This is a genomic window from Gordonia sp. VNK21, assembly GCF_046098115.1.
Taxonomy (GTDB): domain Bacteria; phylum Actinomycetota; class Actinomycetes; order Mycobacteriales; family Mycobacteriaceae; genus Gordonia.
On sequence record NZ_JBJURU010000008.1, the window covers coordinates 158,323 to 173,527 of the forward strand.

The 15,205-nt window shown below is 71.6% G+C and carries 15 protein-coding genes; 7 read left to right on the top strand and 8 right to left on the bottom strand.

Annotated elements, in window-relative coordinates; genetic code table 11:
* The first annotated feature begins 24 nt into the window (after positions 1 to 24).
* The 3 genes from ACJMNC_RS10665 to ACJMNC_RS10675 are packed head-to-tail and all read left to right on the top strand — an operon-like array spanning position 25 to position 4,008.
* Complete coding sequence (locus ACJMNC_RS10665; protein WP_408947922.1) at positions 25 to 1,650, top strand: amidohydrolase; 1,626 nt, start codon at positions 25 to 27, stop codon at positions 1,648 to 1,650.
* Positions 1,647 to 3,233 carry an apolipoprotein N-acyltransferase gene (gene lnt / locus ACJMNC_RS10670; protein ID WP_408947923.1) on the top strand — a complete coding sequence of 529 codons (1,587 nt, stop codon included), beginning with the start codon at positions 1,647 to 1,649 and terminating at the stop codon, positions 3,231 to 3,233. Before ACJMNC_RS10665 ends, lnt begins: the two co-directional genes overlap by 4 nt.
* Entirely contained in the window at positions 3,223 to 4,008 is a 786-nt protein-coding gene (locus tag ACJMNC_RS10675) for a polyprenol monophosphomannose synthase (RefSeq protein WP_408947924.1), read from the top strand. The genes lnt and ACJMNC_RS10675 overlap by 11 nt, the downstream gene beginning before the upstream one ends.
* Before the next feature lie 71 nt (positions 4,009 to 4,079).
* Here ACJMNC_RS10675 and ACJMNC_RS10680 read toward each other — a convergent pair whose 3' ends face one another.
* Positions 4,080 to 4,424, bottom strand: coding sequence for an RNA polymerase-binding protein RbpA (locus ACJMNC_RS10680; RefSeq protein ID WP_408947925.1), 345 nt, complete (start codon positions 4,422 to 4,424; stop codon positions 4,080 to 4,082).
* Between the two features lie 154 nt (positions 4,425 to 4,578).
* Here ACJMNC_RS10680 and ACJMNC_RS10685 point away from each other — a divergent pair, with 154 nt between their 5' ends.
* Genes ACJMNC_RS10685 through ACJMNC_RS10700 form a run of 4 tightly spaced genes read left to right on the top strand, consistent with a single transcriptional unit; the run spans position 4,579 to position 7,118 of the window.
* Positions 4,579 to 4,860: a hypothetical protein gene (locus ACJMNC_RS10685; protein ID WP_408947993.1), complete on the top strand. Its 282-nt coding sequence runs from the start codon at positions 4,579 to 4,581 to the stop codon at positions 4,858 to 4,860.
* A complete protein-coding gene (locus ACJMNC_RS10690; RefSeq protein WP_408947926.1) occupies positions 4,857 to 5,987 on the top strand; it encodes a DUF475 domain-containing protein in 1,131 nt (376 codons plus the stop codon). The genes ACJMNC_RS10685 and ACJMNC_RS10690 overlap by 4 nt, the downstream gene beginning before the upstream one ends.
* A gap of 10 nt (positions 5,988 to 5,997) precedes the next feature.
* A complete protein-coding gene (locus ACJMNC_RS10695; RefSeq protein ID WP_408947927.1) occupies positions 5,998 to 6,831 on the top strand; it encodes an adenylate/guanylate cyclase domain-containing protein in 834 nt (277 codons plus the stop codon).
* On the top strand, positions 6,828 to 7,118 hold the full coding sequence (locus ACJMNC_RS10700; RefSeq protein WP_408947928.1) for a hypothetical protein: 291 nt from the start codon (positions 6,828 to 6,830) through the stop codon (positions 7,116 to 7,118). Before ACJMNC_RS10695 ends, ACJMNC_RS10700 begins: the two co-directional genes overlap by 4 nt.
* Before the next feature lie 76 nt (positions 7,119 to 7,194).
* On the opposite strand, the gene ACJMNC_RS10705 is transcribed toward ACJMNC_RS10700, so the two are convergent.
* The 7 genes from ACJMNC_RS10705 to katG form a co-directional block, all read right to left on the bottom strand.
* Entirely contained in the window at positions 7,195 to 7,386 is a 192-nt protein-coding gene (locus ACJMNC_RS10705) for a hypothetical protein (RefSeq protein WP_408947929.1), read from the bottom strand.
* A gap of 61 nt (positions 7,387 to 7,447) precedes the next feature.
* Positions 7,448 to 8,239, bottom strand: coding sequence for an ABC transporter ATP-binding protein (locus ACJMNC_RS10710; RefSeq protein ID WP_408947930.1), 792 nt, complete (start codon positions 8,237 to 8,239; stop codon positions 7,448 to 7,450).
* Positions 8,236 to 9,273: a FecCD family ABC transporter permease gene (locus ACJMNC_RS10715; RefSeq protein WP_408947931.1), complete on the bottom strand. Its 1,038-nt coding sequence runs from the start codon at positions 9,271 to 9,273 to the stop codon at positions 8,236 to 8,238. The genes ACJMNC_RS10710 and ACJMNC_RS10715 overlap by 4 nt, the downstream gene beginning before the upstream one ends.
* Positions 9,273 to 10,451, bottom strand: a complete 1,179-nt coding sequence (locus ACJMNC_RS10720) for an ABC transporter substrate-binding protein (RefSeq protein WP_408947932.1) — start codon at positions 10,449 to 10,451, stop codon at positions 9,273 to 9,275. Before ACJMNC_RS10720 ends, ACJMNC_RS10715 begins: the two co-directional genes overlap by 1 nt.
* Before the next feature lie 10 nt (positions 10,452 to 10,461).
* Entirely contained in the window at positions 10,462 to 11,493 is a 1,032-nt protein-coding gene (locus tag ACJMNC_RS10725) for an LLM class F420-dependent oxidoreductase (RefSeq protein ID WP_408947933.1), read from the bottom strand.
* 27 nt (positions 11,494 to 11,520) lie between these two features.
* Positions 11,521 to 12,795: a competence/damage-inducible protein A gene (locus ACJMNC_RS10730; protein ID WP_408947934.1), complete on the bottom strand. Its 1,275-nt coding sequence runs from the start codon at positions 12,793 to 12,795 to the stop codon at positions 11,521 to 11,523.
* A 99-nt stretch (positions 12,796 to 12,894) separates the two neighbouring features.
* Entirely contained in the window at positions 12,895 to 15,108 is a 2,214-nt protein-coding gene (gene katG / locus ACJMNC_RS10735; protein WP_408947935.1) for a catalase/peroxidase HPI, read from the bottom strand.
* Positions 15,109 to 15,205: the final 97 nt, after the last annotated feature.

Sequence of the window (15,205 nt, forward strand, 5' to 3'; positions counted from 1 at the left end):
CCGCGCATCTGACAGACTGGTGAGGTGACAACGAAGCTTCTGCTCGGCGGTGCCGTCTACTCCTCTCCGGCCGTTCCCGATGCCACGGCGATGGCCGTCACCGACGGGACGATCGTGTGGGTGGGTTCGGACGAGGTGGGCCGGGCACTGCACCCGGATGCGGAGATCGTCGACCTGCAGGGACGCTTCGTCAGCCCCGCATTCGTCGACTGCCACGTCCACCTCACCGACACCGGGCTGGCCCTGCGCGGACTGGACCTGACCGGCGCCGTCAGCCGCACCGACTGCCTGCGGGCGCTCTCGGCGTACGCCGACGCCCACCCCGACGAGGAGATCATCTGGGGTCTGGGCTGGGATGCGTCGGCCTGGGCGGGCGCCGGCGACGGTGAGGACTCGCCGCCGACCACCGCCGACCTCGACGCGGCGGCCGGGGGCCGCGCCGTCTACCTCTCCCGCATCGACGAGCATTCGGCGGCGGTCTCGACCGCGCTGCGCGCCCGCATCGACGGACTGCGCGCGGCGTCCGGCTTCGACGAGCAGGCCCCGCTGATCGCCGAGGCGCACCACCTGGTGCGGGCCGGGGCGCGCGGGATGATCTCCCCGCAGGCCCGCCGCCGCGCCCAGCTGCACGCACTCGACCACGCCGCCTCCCGGGGTGTGGCCGCCGTCCACGAGAACGGCGGCCCGGAGATCTCGGGCCTCGACGACTTCACCGCACTGGCGGACATCGATCATCCGGTCCAGATCCGCCGCTACTGGGGACAGGCGGTCGGTTCCCCGGAGGAGGCACTGGCGGTGGTGGCCGCCACCGGCGCGCACGCGATCGGCGGAGACCTGTTCATCGACGGCGCCCTCGGCTCCCACACCGCGCTGCTCGCGCGGCCCTACACCGACCGGCCCGACACCTGCGGGGTGGCCTATCTCACCCACGACCAGATCTACCAGCACCTGCGCGCCACCACGCTCGCCCAGGTCCAGGCCGGCTTCCACGTCATCGGCGATGCCTCCGCGGCGATGGTCGCCGAGGCGGTCTCGCGGCTGATCGACGAACTGGGCACGCCGGCGCTCGCGCGCTGCGTGCACCGGCTCGAACACGCCGAGATGGTCACCGCCGAGCAGGCCGAGCTCTTCGGCCGGGCCGGGATGGTCGCCAGCATGCAGCCGCTCTTCGACGCGCTCTGGGGCGGCGACGGGCGGCTCTACCAGCAGCGGCTGGGGGAGCGCGCTCCGGCGCTCAACGATTTCGCCGCGCTGGCCAGGGCCGGGCTGACTCTGGCGTTCTCCAGCGACTCGCCGGTCTGCGCCATCGACCCCTGGGCGAGCGTGCGGGCCGCCGCCCACCACCACACCGAGCACAGCGCGATCTCGCCGCGTGCCGCCTTCGCGGCCGCCACCCGCGGCGGCTGGCGCGCCGCCGGGATCAATGACGGCATCACCGGGACCCTGGTGCCCGGCGCACCCGCCCACTATGCGGTGTGGGAGGCCGACGAACTGGTGGTCGCGCCCTCGCACGCCGGGGTTCAGCGCTGGTCCACCGATCCGCGGTCGCGGGTGCCCGCCCTGCCGGATGTCGCACCGCAGGCGCAGTTGCCGACCTGCGTGGAGACGGCGGTGGCCGGCGAGGTGATCTTCTCGCGGGCGGCCGGGTGAACTGGTTCTGGTGGCGGCTGGCGGGCTCCGCCGCCGCGGGCGGACTGCTGTTCGCGGCCTTCCCGCCCCGCGATCTGTGGGCGCTCGCGCCGCTGGCGATGGGCCTGCTCTACGCCTGCCTGCGGCTGGGGCGGCCGTCGGCGCGCACCGGTGCGGCCTGCGGGGGCGTCTTCGGACTGGCCCTGTTCCTGCCGCTGCTGCCGTGGATCGGCGTCTACGTGGGCCCGCTGCCCTGGATTGCGCTGGCCGTGGTCAGCGCCCTGTACCTGGTCCTGTTCGGGGCGATGGCCACCGTCACCATGCGGCTGCCCGCCGCACCGCTGTGGTTCGCGCTCTGCTGGGTCGCGGTCGAGGCCCTGCGCTCGTCGTTCCCTTTCGGCGGATTCCCGTGGGGCGCTGTGGCGTTCAGTCAGAACGAGGGCTGGTTCCTGCCCCTGGCCCGGTGGTTCGGGGTGCCCGGGCTCTCGTTCGCGGTGGCGCTGTCCGGTGCGGCGCTGGCCGCGCTGATCGCGCTGCCGGCCACCACCGCCTGGCGCCGGGAGCTGCCGGCCGTCGGCCTGGCGGCGCTGGCGGTGATCGCCCCGCTGGGGGTCGCGGCGATCGCCGCCGCCACCGCGCCGGCCCCGGACGGCGGGCGCACCGTGCAGGTGGCCGCCGTGCAGGGCAATGTCCCGCGTCTGGGCCTGGAGTTCAACGAGCAGCGGCGCGCGGTGCTCGACAATCACGTCCGGCAGACGCTGCGCCTGGCCGACGAGGTCCACGAGGGCCGGCGCCCGCAACCGGATCTGGTGCTGTGGCCGGAGAACGCCTCGGACATCTCCCCGCTGAGCAACCCGGATGCGGCCGCGGTCATCCAGACCGCCGTGAACGCCGTGGGCGCTCCGATTGTCTTCGGCACCCTCGACTACCGTGCCGACGGACGATCGACCAATACGGTGCTGGTCTGGGAGGCCCCGGGCGGGCGGGCGGCACCGGCGCCCACCGGCCGCTACGACAAGCACATCGTGCAACCGTTCGGCGAATACCTGCCGTGGCGCGGCTTCTTCTCGAAGTTCTCCTCGTACGCCGACCAGGCCGGGGACATCGCACCGGGCACCGGGCCGTCCGTGCTCACCGTGCCCACCGATGCCGGTCCGGTGGTGCTCGGCGTCTCCACCTGCTGGGAGGTGGCCTTCGACCGGTCGCCGCAGCAGGCGGTGCGCGACGGGGCCCAGCTGCTCTTCGTACCCACCAACAACGCCACCTTCGGCCGCACCGATATGACCTACCAGCAGCTGGCGATGTCGCAGGTGCGGGCGGTGGAGACCGGCCGGGCCACCGTGGTGGCCGCCACCAGCGGGGTCAGCGCGATCATCGCGCCGGACGGGACGGTGCTGAGCCGCTCGGAGAGCTTCACCCCGGCCGACCTGCAGGCCGCTCTGCCGCTGCGCGACGGCCGGACCCTGGCCGTGCGGCTGGGGCCCTGGCCGCAGCGACTCGCCATCATCTGCGCGGTCGGCGGGTTTTTGTACGCGCTGGCGCAACATACTAGGTTCAAGAGGTTGCTCGACAGAACAGCCCCGAAGGAGCACGATGACGACTGATCAGAGCGGAGCCGGCGACAGCGGCCAGGTGGTCGGCCCCGATGGTGCCGGCGCACTGGTCGTCATTCCCACGTATAACGAGCGCGAGAATCTGCCGCTCATCGTCGGCCGGCTGCAGGCCGCACTGCCGCAGGTACACGTCCTGGTCGTCGACGATTCCAGCCCCGACGGCACCGGCGAGGTGGCCGACGGGCTGGCCGCCGACGGTGCCGGACGGGTGCATGTGCTGCACCGCACCGTCAAAGACGGTCTGGGCAAGGCCTACCTGACCGGGTTCGCCTGGGGGCTCGAGCGGGACTATCCGGTGATCGTGGAGATGGACGCCGACGGCAGCCACGCCCCCGAACAGCTGCACCGCCTGCTCGAGGGCATCAACGCGGGCGCCGACCTGGTGATCGGCTCGCGCTACGTGCCCGGCGGTGAACTGGTGAACTGGCCCAAGCGGCGGGAACTGCTCTCCAAGGGCGCCAACACCTACGCCCGCCTGGCCCTGGGCGCCAAGATCCACGACATCACCGCCGGCTACCGCGCCTACCGGGCGGCGGTGCTGCGCACCATCGGACTCGACCAGGTGGAGTCGGCGGGCTACTGCTTCCAGATCGACCTGGCCTGGCGGACCCTGCAGAACGGATTCGTGGTGCGCGAGGTGCCCATCACCTTCACCGAACGCGAGATCGGCGAGTCGAAGATGGACGGCGGAGTGATCGCCGAGTCGTTCATCAACGTCGCCCGCTGGGGCGTGCAGGGCAGGCTGGCCCGCCGCCGCGCCCGCTAGGCCGGCGAACCGCACAGCAGTGCGCCCCGGACGCAGGTCCGGGGCGCTCTGCTGTGGTCAGCGTGCGGCGATCAGGCGGTGCCGCCGCGGCGGCGCTGCTTGAGCAGGTCCAGCCGCTCGGCCAGCAGCACCTCGAGCTCGTCCTCGCTGCGCCGCTCGAGGAGCATGTCCCAGTGCGTGCGCGGCGGCTTGCCCTTCTTCTCCTCGGGTTCGGCGCCTTCGAGGATCGTGCCCTCCATGCCGTTCTTGCAGGGCCACTTCGACGGCACCTCGGCATCGTCGGCGAACGGGATGTCGAAGATCTCACCGTTGTCGGTGCGGTACTGCACGATCCGGCGCGGCGCGAGGTCGTGATCGCGGTCGGTCTCGTAGCTCACCGCGCCCAGGCGGCTCCCTCGCAGTACTCGATCAGCCATGTCGCGTCTTCCTCTCACAGTCGGCGGGCAGAGTTCTATTCTACGCGAGTCCGGCGGCAGGTGCTCCGGCCGCCGGGTCCGGGGTAGTACGGTCGGAGTCGTGCCCGACACCGACCGCCGCCGTCCGTACGCCTGCGCCTGGTGCGGGCGCGAGATGGTCGACTCCGAACTGGGCCGCCGGCGCAAGTACTGCAAGCGCTCGTGCCGGCAACGCGCGTACGAACAGAGAACGCTCACCGAGGGCACCGCTATTCCCGCCGACGCGCTGATCCTCTCGCCGGCCGAGGCCGCCGACCTCGGCGACCGGATGTTCGTCCTGCGCTGCGCCGCCGAAGACCTGCAGACGGCGATCGGCGAGCAAGCCGACGCGCAGACGCTGTCGGTGCTGGCCGAGGAGCTGGTGGCGCTGGCCAAGGATGCGGAACGGCTGCGATGATCCTGCGCGTCTTCGGACTCTCCGGTGTGGTCACGGTGGCGGCGCTGGTGGCGGCCTTCCTCTACGGCGGCTGGGAGGGGGCGGTCGTCTGCCTGATCCTGGGCATCCTGGAGATCTCGCTGTCCTTCGACAACGCGGTGATCAACGCGACGGTGCTCGAACGGATGAGCGTCTTCTGGCAGCGGATGTTCCTCACCGTCGGCGTCCTGATCGCCGTCTTCGGCATGCGGGTGCTGTTTCCTCTGGTGATCGTGTGGGCCACGGCCGGACTCAATCCCAAGGAGGCCCTCGACCTGGCCCTCAACCCGCCGCCCGACGGCGCGGAGACCTTCGCCGACGGCAGCCCGAGCTACGAGACGCTGCTCACCGACGCGCACCCGCAGATCGCCGCCCTCGGTGGGATGTTCCTGCTCATGCTGTTCCTGAACTTCGTCTTCAGTCAGGACCGGCTGCACTGGATGCGGCATGTGGAGCGGCCGCTGGCCCGGATGGGCCTGCTGCCGAACATCTCGGTGATGGTCGCGCTTGCGGCGCTGCTCACCACGGCCTCCCTGATGCCCTCCGACCAGCGGGCCACCGTGCTGATCGCCGGCATCGTGGGCCTGCTGCTCTACCTGGTGATCAACGGGCTCACCTCGCTCTTCGAGAGCGGCGACGCCCTCGACGACGCGGACGACGAGAATCCGGCCGACCCGACGGCCGCCGGCCGCCGGCCCAAGCCGGTGCAGGTGGCGGGCAAGGCCGCCTTCTTCCTCTTCCTCTACCTCGAGATGCTGGACGCGTCGTTCTCCTTCGACGGGGTGATCGGCGCCTTCGCGATCACCTCCGATCCCATCCTGATCGCCCTCGGACTCGGTTTCATCGGCGCGATGTTCGTGCGCTCGATCACCATCTACCTGGTGCGGGCCGGGACACTCAGCGAGTACCGCTACCTGGAGAACGGGGCGCACTGGGCGATCGGGGCACTGGCGACCATCCTGCTGGTGAGCCTGCACGTGGAGGTCAGTGAGCTGGTGACCGGTCTGGTCGGGGTGTGCTTCATCGGTGCGGCGGTGATCTCGAGTATTCGCGCCAACCGGACCGAGGCGCGCTCGGCAGCCCCGGCCACCCCGGCCGGCCGGGCCTAGAATCGTGAACGTGCACGGCCAGCGCGAACCAGGCGAGCCGGCGCCGGGTGACTCCGGCGCCGTCCCGGCGCGCCGCAGCGACGGACTGCTGGCCCGTACCGATTCGAGCGCCGCCTTCGTCCGGGCCGCACAGCTGGCCCGTCGGCTGGCCCCGGAGGACCTGCCTTCGGCGCGCGGGGCCGGCACCCTCGACCGGCTGACCCGGGTGATCGAGGACACCAACCCCGAACGGCCCAGCGCGATGCGCGAACTGGGACTGGCCTCAGTGGCGGTGTGGCGCTCGCTGCTGCGCCGCCGCCCGCCCGACCCGTCCCGTCCGCTCCCGGCGACGATTCTGTTCACCGATCTGGTGGACTTCTCGCGCTGGGCGCTGCGGGTGGGCGACGATCAGGTGCTCGCGCTGATCGGTGAGGTGAACCGGGTCTGCGAGGAGACGGTGCGGGCTCGCGGGGGACAGGTGGTGAAAACTCTCGGCGACGGGATGATGGCGGTCTTCGTCGACGGACAGCAGGCCATCGAGGCCGCGCACGAGGCGACGGTCGCGGTGAGCGCGGTGCACCTGGCCGACTACCGCCCGGCGCTGCGGGCCGGTCTGCACACCGGGGCGCCGCGCGCGGTGGGCGACGACTTCCTCGGCGTGGACGTGAACATCGCCGCCCGGGTCTGCGCCGCCGCCGGGGCCGGTGAAGTGCTGGCCAGTGCCACCACTCTGGAGGTGGCCGGCGTCGATCACTACGCGATCCGGCGGCGTCGCTTCCGGGCCAAGGGGGTGCCGCGCGAGTTGCGGGTGTACCGGGTGCTGCCGCGCTATGACGATCGGCCGCCGGGCGGCGAGGGCCGGTGACCGGCGCGGGCGGCCCGCCGTTCGACGACGACGAACTCGAGGAGTACTACCGCCGCATCGAGTCGGCCACCGCCGCGCGCGATGCTCCGCCGCGCCGGGCGCGCCGGGGTGGGGTGTACTACGCGCCGCCGGAGTGCCCGACGCCGGAGAAGATCGGCTATCCCACGCTGGCCGCGGTCACCGGCGCCATCCTGGCCGTGAGCGGCCCGGGCCGGGCATCGGCGCGGCTGCGCTGCTACGAGTGCCGCTGTGGTTTCTGGCATCTGACCAGTTCGCTGCGCGGCTGACCGGGCTCGCCACGCGGCGGATGCGACGAACCCCGGCCGGGGCCGGGGTTCGTCGGAGTGAAGGGTGTGCGGCGGCTCAGTGGGCCGGTCGTCCGGCGCCGAGCACGCCGACCGGCGAATGGGACAGTTGCAGGTTGAGCCGGTCGGCCGGGCTGAGGTGCATGCGAGCACTCAGGCGGCGGGTGTAGCCGCGCATCTTGGATGTGAGATCGGGACTCGTGCGCTGGGGCATGGTGTCCTCCTCTTCTTTCATTTCGCTGCTGTCCACTCATTTGTAACCACAAAGACAGCGGCCGTCAAGTTTCATTGTCCGCGTGTTCACCGTGCGTTCACCTTTGGGCGTCGATGATGCCGAACTGCATCTCCGCCGGACGGAAGCGCAGCCGGCCCCGGTCGAAGACCGCACCGATATGGGGTGCGACCTGGGCGGCCGTACCGGATTCGAGGCGTCCGCCGCCGGTCATCAGCCAGAGCCGGTCGGCCAGCCGCAGTGCCAGGTCCAGCTCGTGGGTGGAGATCAGCACGGTGATGTCGGCCTCGCGGGCCAGAGTGGCGAGCAGGTCGAGCAACTCCATCCGGGACGGCATGTCCAGGAATGAGGTCGGTTCGTCGAGGACCAGCACCCGCGGTTGCTGGGCCAGCGCACGCGCGGTCATCACCCGCTGTCGCTGGCCGTCGGACAGCTCGGCGGCCCGGCGCCCGGCCAGACTGTTCACCCCGGTGGCGTCGAGCGCCCAGTCGATCACCGTCTGGTCGCTCTCGCGCAGCCGCCCGGAGATGCCCAGGTGCGGGGTGCGGCCGAGGGCGACGATCTCCCGGACGGTGAGGAAGCCCGGGTCGATCCGCTCGGTGAGCACCACGGCGACCGACCGGGCGAGCTCGGCCGGGCCCACGCCGGTGACGTCCGCGCCGTCGATCAGGGTGCGCCCGGACAGGGCCGGCTGCAGCCCGGTGACGGTGCGCAGCAGTGTGGACTTGCCGCAGCCGTTGGGGCCGAGCAGTGCGGTCAGCGCGCCGGCCGGCGCCTGCGCGCTGAGCCCGGAGGCGACGATGCGCGGGGCGCGCCGCCGCGAACCGTGATAGCCGACGGTGAGCGCGTCGAGCCGAACCCCGGCGGTCACAGGCCCACCCCGCTGAGCCGGCCGCGGGCGGACCGCACCAGCACCACGATCACCACCGGCGCGCCGAACAGGGCGGTCACCGCACCGAGGGGCAGTACCTGTTCGGCGCCGGGGAGCTGGGCGATCACCCCGCACAGCAGCGCCAGCAGCGCACCGATCAGGATGGTCGCCGGCATCACCGAGCGGTGGTCGGAGGTGCCGACGGCGAACCGCGCCAGATGCGGCACCACCAGGCCCAGAAAGCCGATCGGTCCGCAGTAGGCGGTGGTGACCCCGGCCAGCAGGGCGGCCGAGACGACGATGGCCAGCCGGGTGCGGCCGACGTTGATCCCCATGGTGCGGGCATAGCCCTCACCGAGCAGCAGCCCGTTGAGCGGGCGGATGGTGATCGCCGCCAGAGCGATGCCGGTGGCCACCAGCGGGACCATCACGGTCAGATCCCGGTAGGAACTGGTCCGGAAGGTGCCCATGCCCCACACCAGGAACTGCTGGGCCAGCTGCGGCTGGGTCATGGTGAGCAGCACCGAGACCACCGCCGTGGTGACCGACGACAGCATCACGCCCACCAGCAGCAGCGAGACCGCCGAGTGCACCCACCGGGAGAGCACCGCGATCACGGCCAGCACCAGCGCCGCACCGATCGCCGCGGCGATCACCGTCCCGCCGCGGCCCATCGCCGTGAGCCCGGCGGTGAAGCCCCCGGCCGCGGTGCCGCCGACCAGTACCACCAGGGCCACGCCCAGCGAGGCGCCGGAGCTGGCGCCCAGAATGTACGGGTCGGCCAGGGGATTGCGGAACAGGGTCTGCATCTGCATGCCCGCCACACCGAGGGCGGCGCCGACCACGATGGCGGTGATGGTGCCCGGAATCCGGAAGTCGCGGATCACCGCCGCGTAGGGCGCGTCCGCATGCAGCAGTGCCGCCCAGGTCTGCCCGGGCGGCACCGCGGTGGAGCCGACGAAGACCGACAGCACGGTGGCGGCGAGGACGGCCAGCACCAGCAGCGGCAGCACCCAGCGGGCGGAGGCGGTCATCAGCCCCGGCTCAGCCGACGGAAGAAGGTGAAGGTGTGATCGGGCATGAGTTCCGGGTGCAGGATCGCGAGGACGTCGGCGAGCACCAGATCCGGCCGGGCGCTGCCGCGCTCGAAGTAGTCGTTGCCGCCGCCGGGGCCGATCACCAGATTGGCGTTCCACACCTGCCCGTCGCGGACGGCGGCGAGCGCGCGGTACCGCGGATCCTGCCTCAGGACGTCGTCGATCGAGGTCCACTGGTTGTCGCTGACCAGCCAGATCGGCAGCTCGCCGGCCCCGGTCACGATGTCCTCGAAGCTCAGCTGCACGGAGTTGCCGGTGCGGCTGCTCCACGGCCAGTCGCCGCCCGCATCGCGGACCAGGACGCCGGCCGCGCTGTCCCCGGCCGGCACCGTCCAGGTGCCCTGGAATTCGGTGCCGTACAGCACGTCGGTGTCGGTGACGCTGCGGGCCCTGGCGGCCAGCTCGTCGTACCGGCGGCTGATGTCGCCGAAGACCCGGTCGGCGGTGGCACTCGTGCCGGTGAGCAGCCCGAGCACCTTGATCCATTCGGCCTTGCCGAGCGGCGTGGACTCGAGCCAGTCGGCGAAGGCCAGCACGGGGATCCCGGCCTTGCGCAGCACGGGATAGACGTCGCTGTCGGTGCCGTCGGTCAGCAGCACGTCGGGCCGGGCGGCGAGCACCGCCTCGGTGTTGACCACACCGCCCGCGCCGTACTCGGCGATCTTCTTCTCGGCCACCCGGCTGCGCACCTGCGCATCGGTGACCAGACCCGCGTCCGCGACCCCGGTGAGCGCATCGAGGACGTCGAGTTCACCGAAGAACGGCAGCTGGGTGGTCGATCCGGAGTAGACGGTCCGGACCGGGACCTCGATCCGTGTCGCCTGTGCCGCCGCCCCGGACAGCTGCGGATCGGGCACCCCGCACCGCACCAGCAGATAGCTCTGCGGGCTGCCGCCGGGGAACGGCTGCTTGACGGTCAGCAGCGCGTAGTCGTCGTGGTAGTCGACGGTGAAGTTGGTGGCGTGGGTGATCGCCGACCGGTCGGGGAAGTAGTCCGTGCCGGCCCGATAGTCGTCGACGCAGCTCCGGTCGCGTCCGGTGGCGGCGGGCTGCGCGGTGCAGCCGGCCACCAGCAGGGCGACCGCCGAGAGTACCGCGACGAGTGCGCGCGTCATTCCCGATCCCTCAGATCAGCGAGGCCAGACGCTCGATCTCGGCCACCGAGCCGGGGGAGACCAGCATGGTGGTGACCCCGGCCGCCTCCCAGCGCGCGATCTCGGCGCGGACATGCGCCTCGTCGCCGATGATGGCCGCATCGTCGACCACGGTGTCCGGAATGATCTGGGCCGCTTCGTCTTTGCGTCCGGCACGGAACAGAGCGGTCACCTCGTCGACGAGGTCGGCGTGGCCCATCCGCCGGTAGACCTCGGCGTGGAAGTTGGTGTCCTCGCTGCCCATGCCGCCCATGTACAGCGCCAGGAAGGGCTTGACAGCGGTGTAGGCGGCCGCCGGATCGTCGGTGAGCACGATCTGGGCGGTCGCACAGATCTCGAAGGTCTCCCGGGTGTGCCGGGCGCCCTCCCGGGCGAAACCCTCGTCGAGCCAGGCGTTGTACTGGTCGGCCATCCGCGGGGTGTAGAAGAGGGGCAGCCAGCCGTCGGCGATCTCGGCGGTCAGGGCGATGTTCTTGGGGCCCTCCGCGCCGAGGAAGATCGGGATGTCGCTGCGCAGCGGGTGCACGATCGGCTTGAGCGGCTTGCCCAGTCCGCTCGCGCCCGGGCCGTCGTAGGGCAGGCGGTAGGCCGGGCCCTGCGAGACCACCGGCTCCTGGCGGGCCCACACCTGGCGCATGATGTCGACGTACTGGCGGGTGCGGGCGAGCGGGCGGGCGAACGGCTGCCCGTACCAGCCCTCCACGACCTGCGGCCCGGAGACGCCGAGGCCCACGATGTGCCGGCCGCCGGACAGGTGGTCCAGGGTCAGCGCGGCCATCGCACACGCGGTGGGTGTGCGGGCGGACAGCTGCAGCACCGAGGTGCCCAGGCGCAGGGTGCTGGTCTCGCGCCCCCACCAGGCCAACGGAGTGTACGCATCCGAGCCCCACGCCTCGGCGGTGAAGACCGCGTCGAAGCCGCAGCGCTCCGCGGCGGCCACCAGGTCGCCGTGATCAGTCGGGGGCTGTGCGCCCCAATAGCCGAGTTGCAGACCGAGTTTCATAGATCACATCCTGGCATGCCGGGGCATTCAGCGGGTCAATGCGTCGTAGACCAGGTGCAGCGCGTAGACGGTCGCCAGCGTCCGGACGGCGGCGCGGTCGCCCGGGAACTGCCGGGTGACGGTCTCGGTGGGCCGGCCGTCGACGGCCAGACCGAAGCACACGGTGCCGACCGGCTTGCCGGGCACCGCGCCGCCGGGGCCGGCGATCCCGGTGGTGGAGATGCCGATCTTGGCCCCGGTCACGCGGCGGGCGCCCTCGGCCATCGCGGCGGCGACCGGTTTGCTGACGGCGCCGACGTCGCCGATCATGTCGGCGGGCACGCCCAGAACGCCGCTCTTGACCTCGTCGGCGTAGGAGACGATGCCGCCGAGCATGTACACCGACGAGCCGGCCCGGTCGGTGATCCGGGCGGCGACCATGCCGCCGGTGCACGACTCGGCCGTCGCGATCGAGTGCCCCTCGAGAGCATCCGAGAGCAGGTCGTCGAAGCGGCGGCCGTCCGGGGAGAAGAACTGGTCGCCGTGCTCGGCGAGCAGCGCCGACTTGAGCTCTGCGAAAGCGGAATCGGCGGTCTCGCGGTAGCGCACGTCCACGTCGAGCTCGCCGGCGCGGATACAGGTGGTGATCTCCAGGTCGGTGAAACCGGTGATCGACGGCGCCACCGACTCCAGGGTCGCGGTCAGGTCGGCCTCGGACAGGCCGTAGGCCCGCACCGTGGCCATCCTCACCGATTCCCGCCCGGCCAGCGCCGCGGCGACCGCAGCCGTGGACAGCGCCGCGCCGAACATCTTCTGCAGCTCGTGCGGGGGACCGGGCAGGATCAGCACCGCCGGCCGGCCCGCGGCGGCCGGGATCGCCAGGCCCGGCGCAGTGCCGGCCGGGCGCAGCGGCTCGGCGCCGGCCGGTACCAGTGCCTGCTTGTCGACGGCCGCCCGCACGTTCTCCGGCAGCGGCTCATCGTCGTCGTAGCGGCGCCAGTCCCGGATGATCCCGGTGATCTGGTCCGCGAGCTGCGGATCGTGGTCGAGACCGAGGCCGCAGAACGCGGCCACCGTGGCCACGGTGAGATCGTCGGCGGTCGGGCCCAGACCGCCGGTGGTGATGATCAGATCCAGACCCTCGTCGGCGAGGAACTGCAGCTGCGCGGTCATGTCGGCGGGCCGGTCGCCGCACTGCAGCAGATGCGGCACCTCGGCGCCGAGCGCCAGCAGCCGGTCGGACACCCAGGGGCCGTTCCGGTCGGCGATCTGCCCGCTGATCACTTCGGTGCCAGTGACGATGATTCCCACACGTGCGCTCACCCAGCCGAGCATAGGTCAGTGCCGGCGCCGACGGGACGGGCCCCGGGGCACGCGCTGGTCGGCGTGTCCCGGGGCCCGGTCATGCGGGTGCGGCGGTGCTCAGCGCCGCAGCTCGAAACGGTCGGCGTCCATCACCGTGTTCCAGGCGGTGACGAAGTCGGCCACGAACTTCTCGTGGGCGTCATCGGCGCCGTAGACCTCGGCGAGGGCGCGCAGCTGCGCGTTGGAGCCGAAGACCAGATCGGCACGGGTGCCGGTGAACTTCTGCTCCCCGGTGGCCCGGTCGGCGCCGGCGAAGGTGCCGTCCGGTTGCGCCGTCCACGCGATGTCCATGTCGGTGATCGTGGTGAAGAAGTCCGTCGACAGCACCTCCGGACGATCGGTGAAGACGCCGTGGCTGCTGCCGCCGTAGTTGGCGCCCAGCACGCGCAGTCCGCCGATCAGCACGGCCATCTGCGGTGCGGTCAGGGTCAGCAACTGCGCCCGGTCGACGAGCAGCGCCTCGGCGGGCACCGAGGTGTCGTCGGCGACGTAGTTGCGGAAACCGTCCCAGCGCGGGCGCATGGCGTTGAACGAGGCCACGTCGGTGGTCTCCTGGGTGGCATCGGTGCGGCCCGGGGTGAAGGGCACCTCGATCTCCACTCCGGCGTTGCGGGCGGCCTGCTCCACGCCGGCCGCGCCGCCGAGGACCACCAGATCGGCGAACGAGATCCGGGTGCCGTCGGTGGCCGAGGCGTTGAAGTCGTCGGCGATCTTCTCCAGCACGGGGATGACCTTGTCGAGTTCGGCGGGTTCGTTCACCTCCCAGCTGCGCTGCGGCTCGAGGCGGATGCGGCCGCCGTTGGCGCCGCCCCGGTGGTCGCTGCCGCGGTACGAGGCCGCGGCCGCCCACGCCGTCTTGACCAGCTGGGAAACGCTCAGCCCGGACTCGAGCAGGGTGGCCTTCAGCGCGGCGATCTGGCCGGCGTCGACCAGCCGGTGGTCCACGGCCGGCACCGGGTCCTGCCAGATCAGGGTCTCGGTGGGAGCCAGCGACCCGCGGTAGCGCGAGACCGGGCCCATGTCGCGGTGGGTGAGCTTGAACCAGGCCCGCGCGTAGGCGTCGGCGAACTCCTGGGGCTTCTCGAGGAAGCGCCGGGAGATCTTCTCGTAGATCGGATCGAAGCGCAGCGCCAGGTCGGTGGTCAGCATCATCGGCTGGTGCTTGCGTTCGGGGTCGGCCGGATCCGGCACGCTGGTGGCGCCGGCATTGTCCTTGGGGTGCCACTGCTGGGCGCCGGCCGGGCTCTTGCCCAGCTCCCACTCGTAGCCGAAGAGCGTCCAGAAGAAGTTGTTGTCCCAGGTGGTGGGAGTGCTGTTCCAGGCACCCTCGAGTCCCGAGCTGACCGCGTCGGCGCCGACGCCGGTGCGGGTGGGGTTCTTCCAGCCCAGACCCATCTCCTCGAGGCCCGCGCCTTCGGGCTCCGGGCCGAGCACATCGGCCGGGCCGTTGCCGTGGGTCTTGCCGAAGGTGTGGCCGCCGGCGATGAGGGCGACGGTCTCCTCGTCGTCCATCGCCATCCGGGCGAAGGTCTCACGGATGTCGACGGCCGCCTTGAGCGGATCCGGATCGCCGTTGGGGCCTTCGGGATTGACGTAGATCAGGCCCATCTGGACGGCGGCGAGGGGATTGTCCAGGTCCCGTTCGCCGGTGTAGCGGTTGTCGCCGAGCCACTCGGTCTCCGGACCCCAGAACACCTCTTCGGGCTCGTACTTGTCTTCGCGTCCGCCGGCGAAGCCGAAGGAGGTGAAGCCCATCTCCTCCATGGCGAAGGTGCCGGCCATGATGATCAGGTCGCCCCAGGACAGCTTGGCGCCGTACTTCTTCTTGATCGGCCACAGCAGGCGCCGGGCCTTGTCCAGGCCGGCGTTGTCGGGCCAGCTGTTGAGTGGGGCGAAGCGCTGCATCCCGTGCCCGGCGCCGCCGCGGCCGTCGGTGATCCGGTAGGTGCCGGCCGCGTGCCAGGCCATCCGGACGAACAGCGGACCGTAGTTGCCGTAGTCCGCCGGCCACCACGACTTGGAGTCGTGCAGGAGTTCGTAGAGGTCGGCGCGGACGGCCTCGAGGTCGAGGGTGTCGAACTCGGCGCCGTAGTCGAAGTCGGCGCCGTACGGGTTCATCTCAGCGGGATTCTCGGCGAGCAGCTTGAGGTTGAGCTGGTCGGGCCACCAGTCGCGGTTGCCTCCGCCTTCGGCCGGAGGTTTCATGCCGCCGTGAACGGGGCATCCGGCCGAGGAGTCGTCGATCTTGTCGAGGGGCTGTTGGTCGGACATCGGATTTCTTTCCTTTCGGTCGGCCGAGGGGTGCTCGGCCTGTCGCCCGGTCTGGGCGGTCAATCGGAGTGGGGCTGGAAATCGGTGGGAGGGCTGG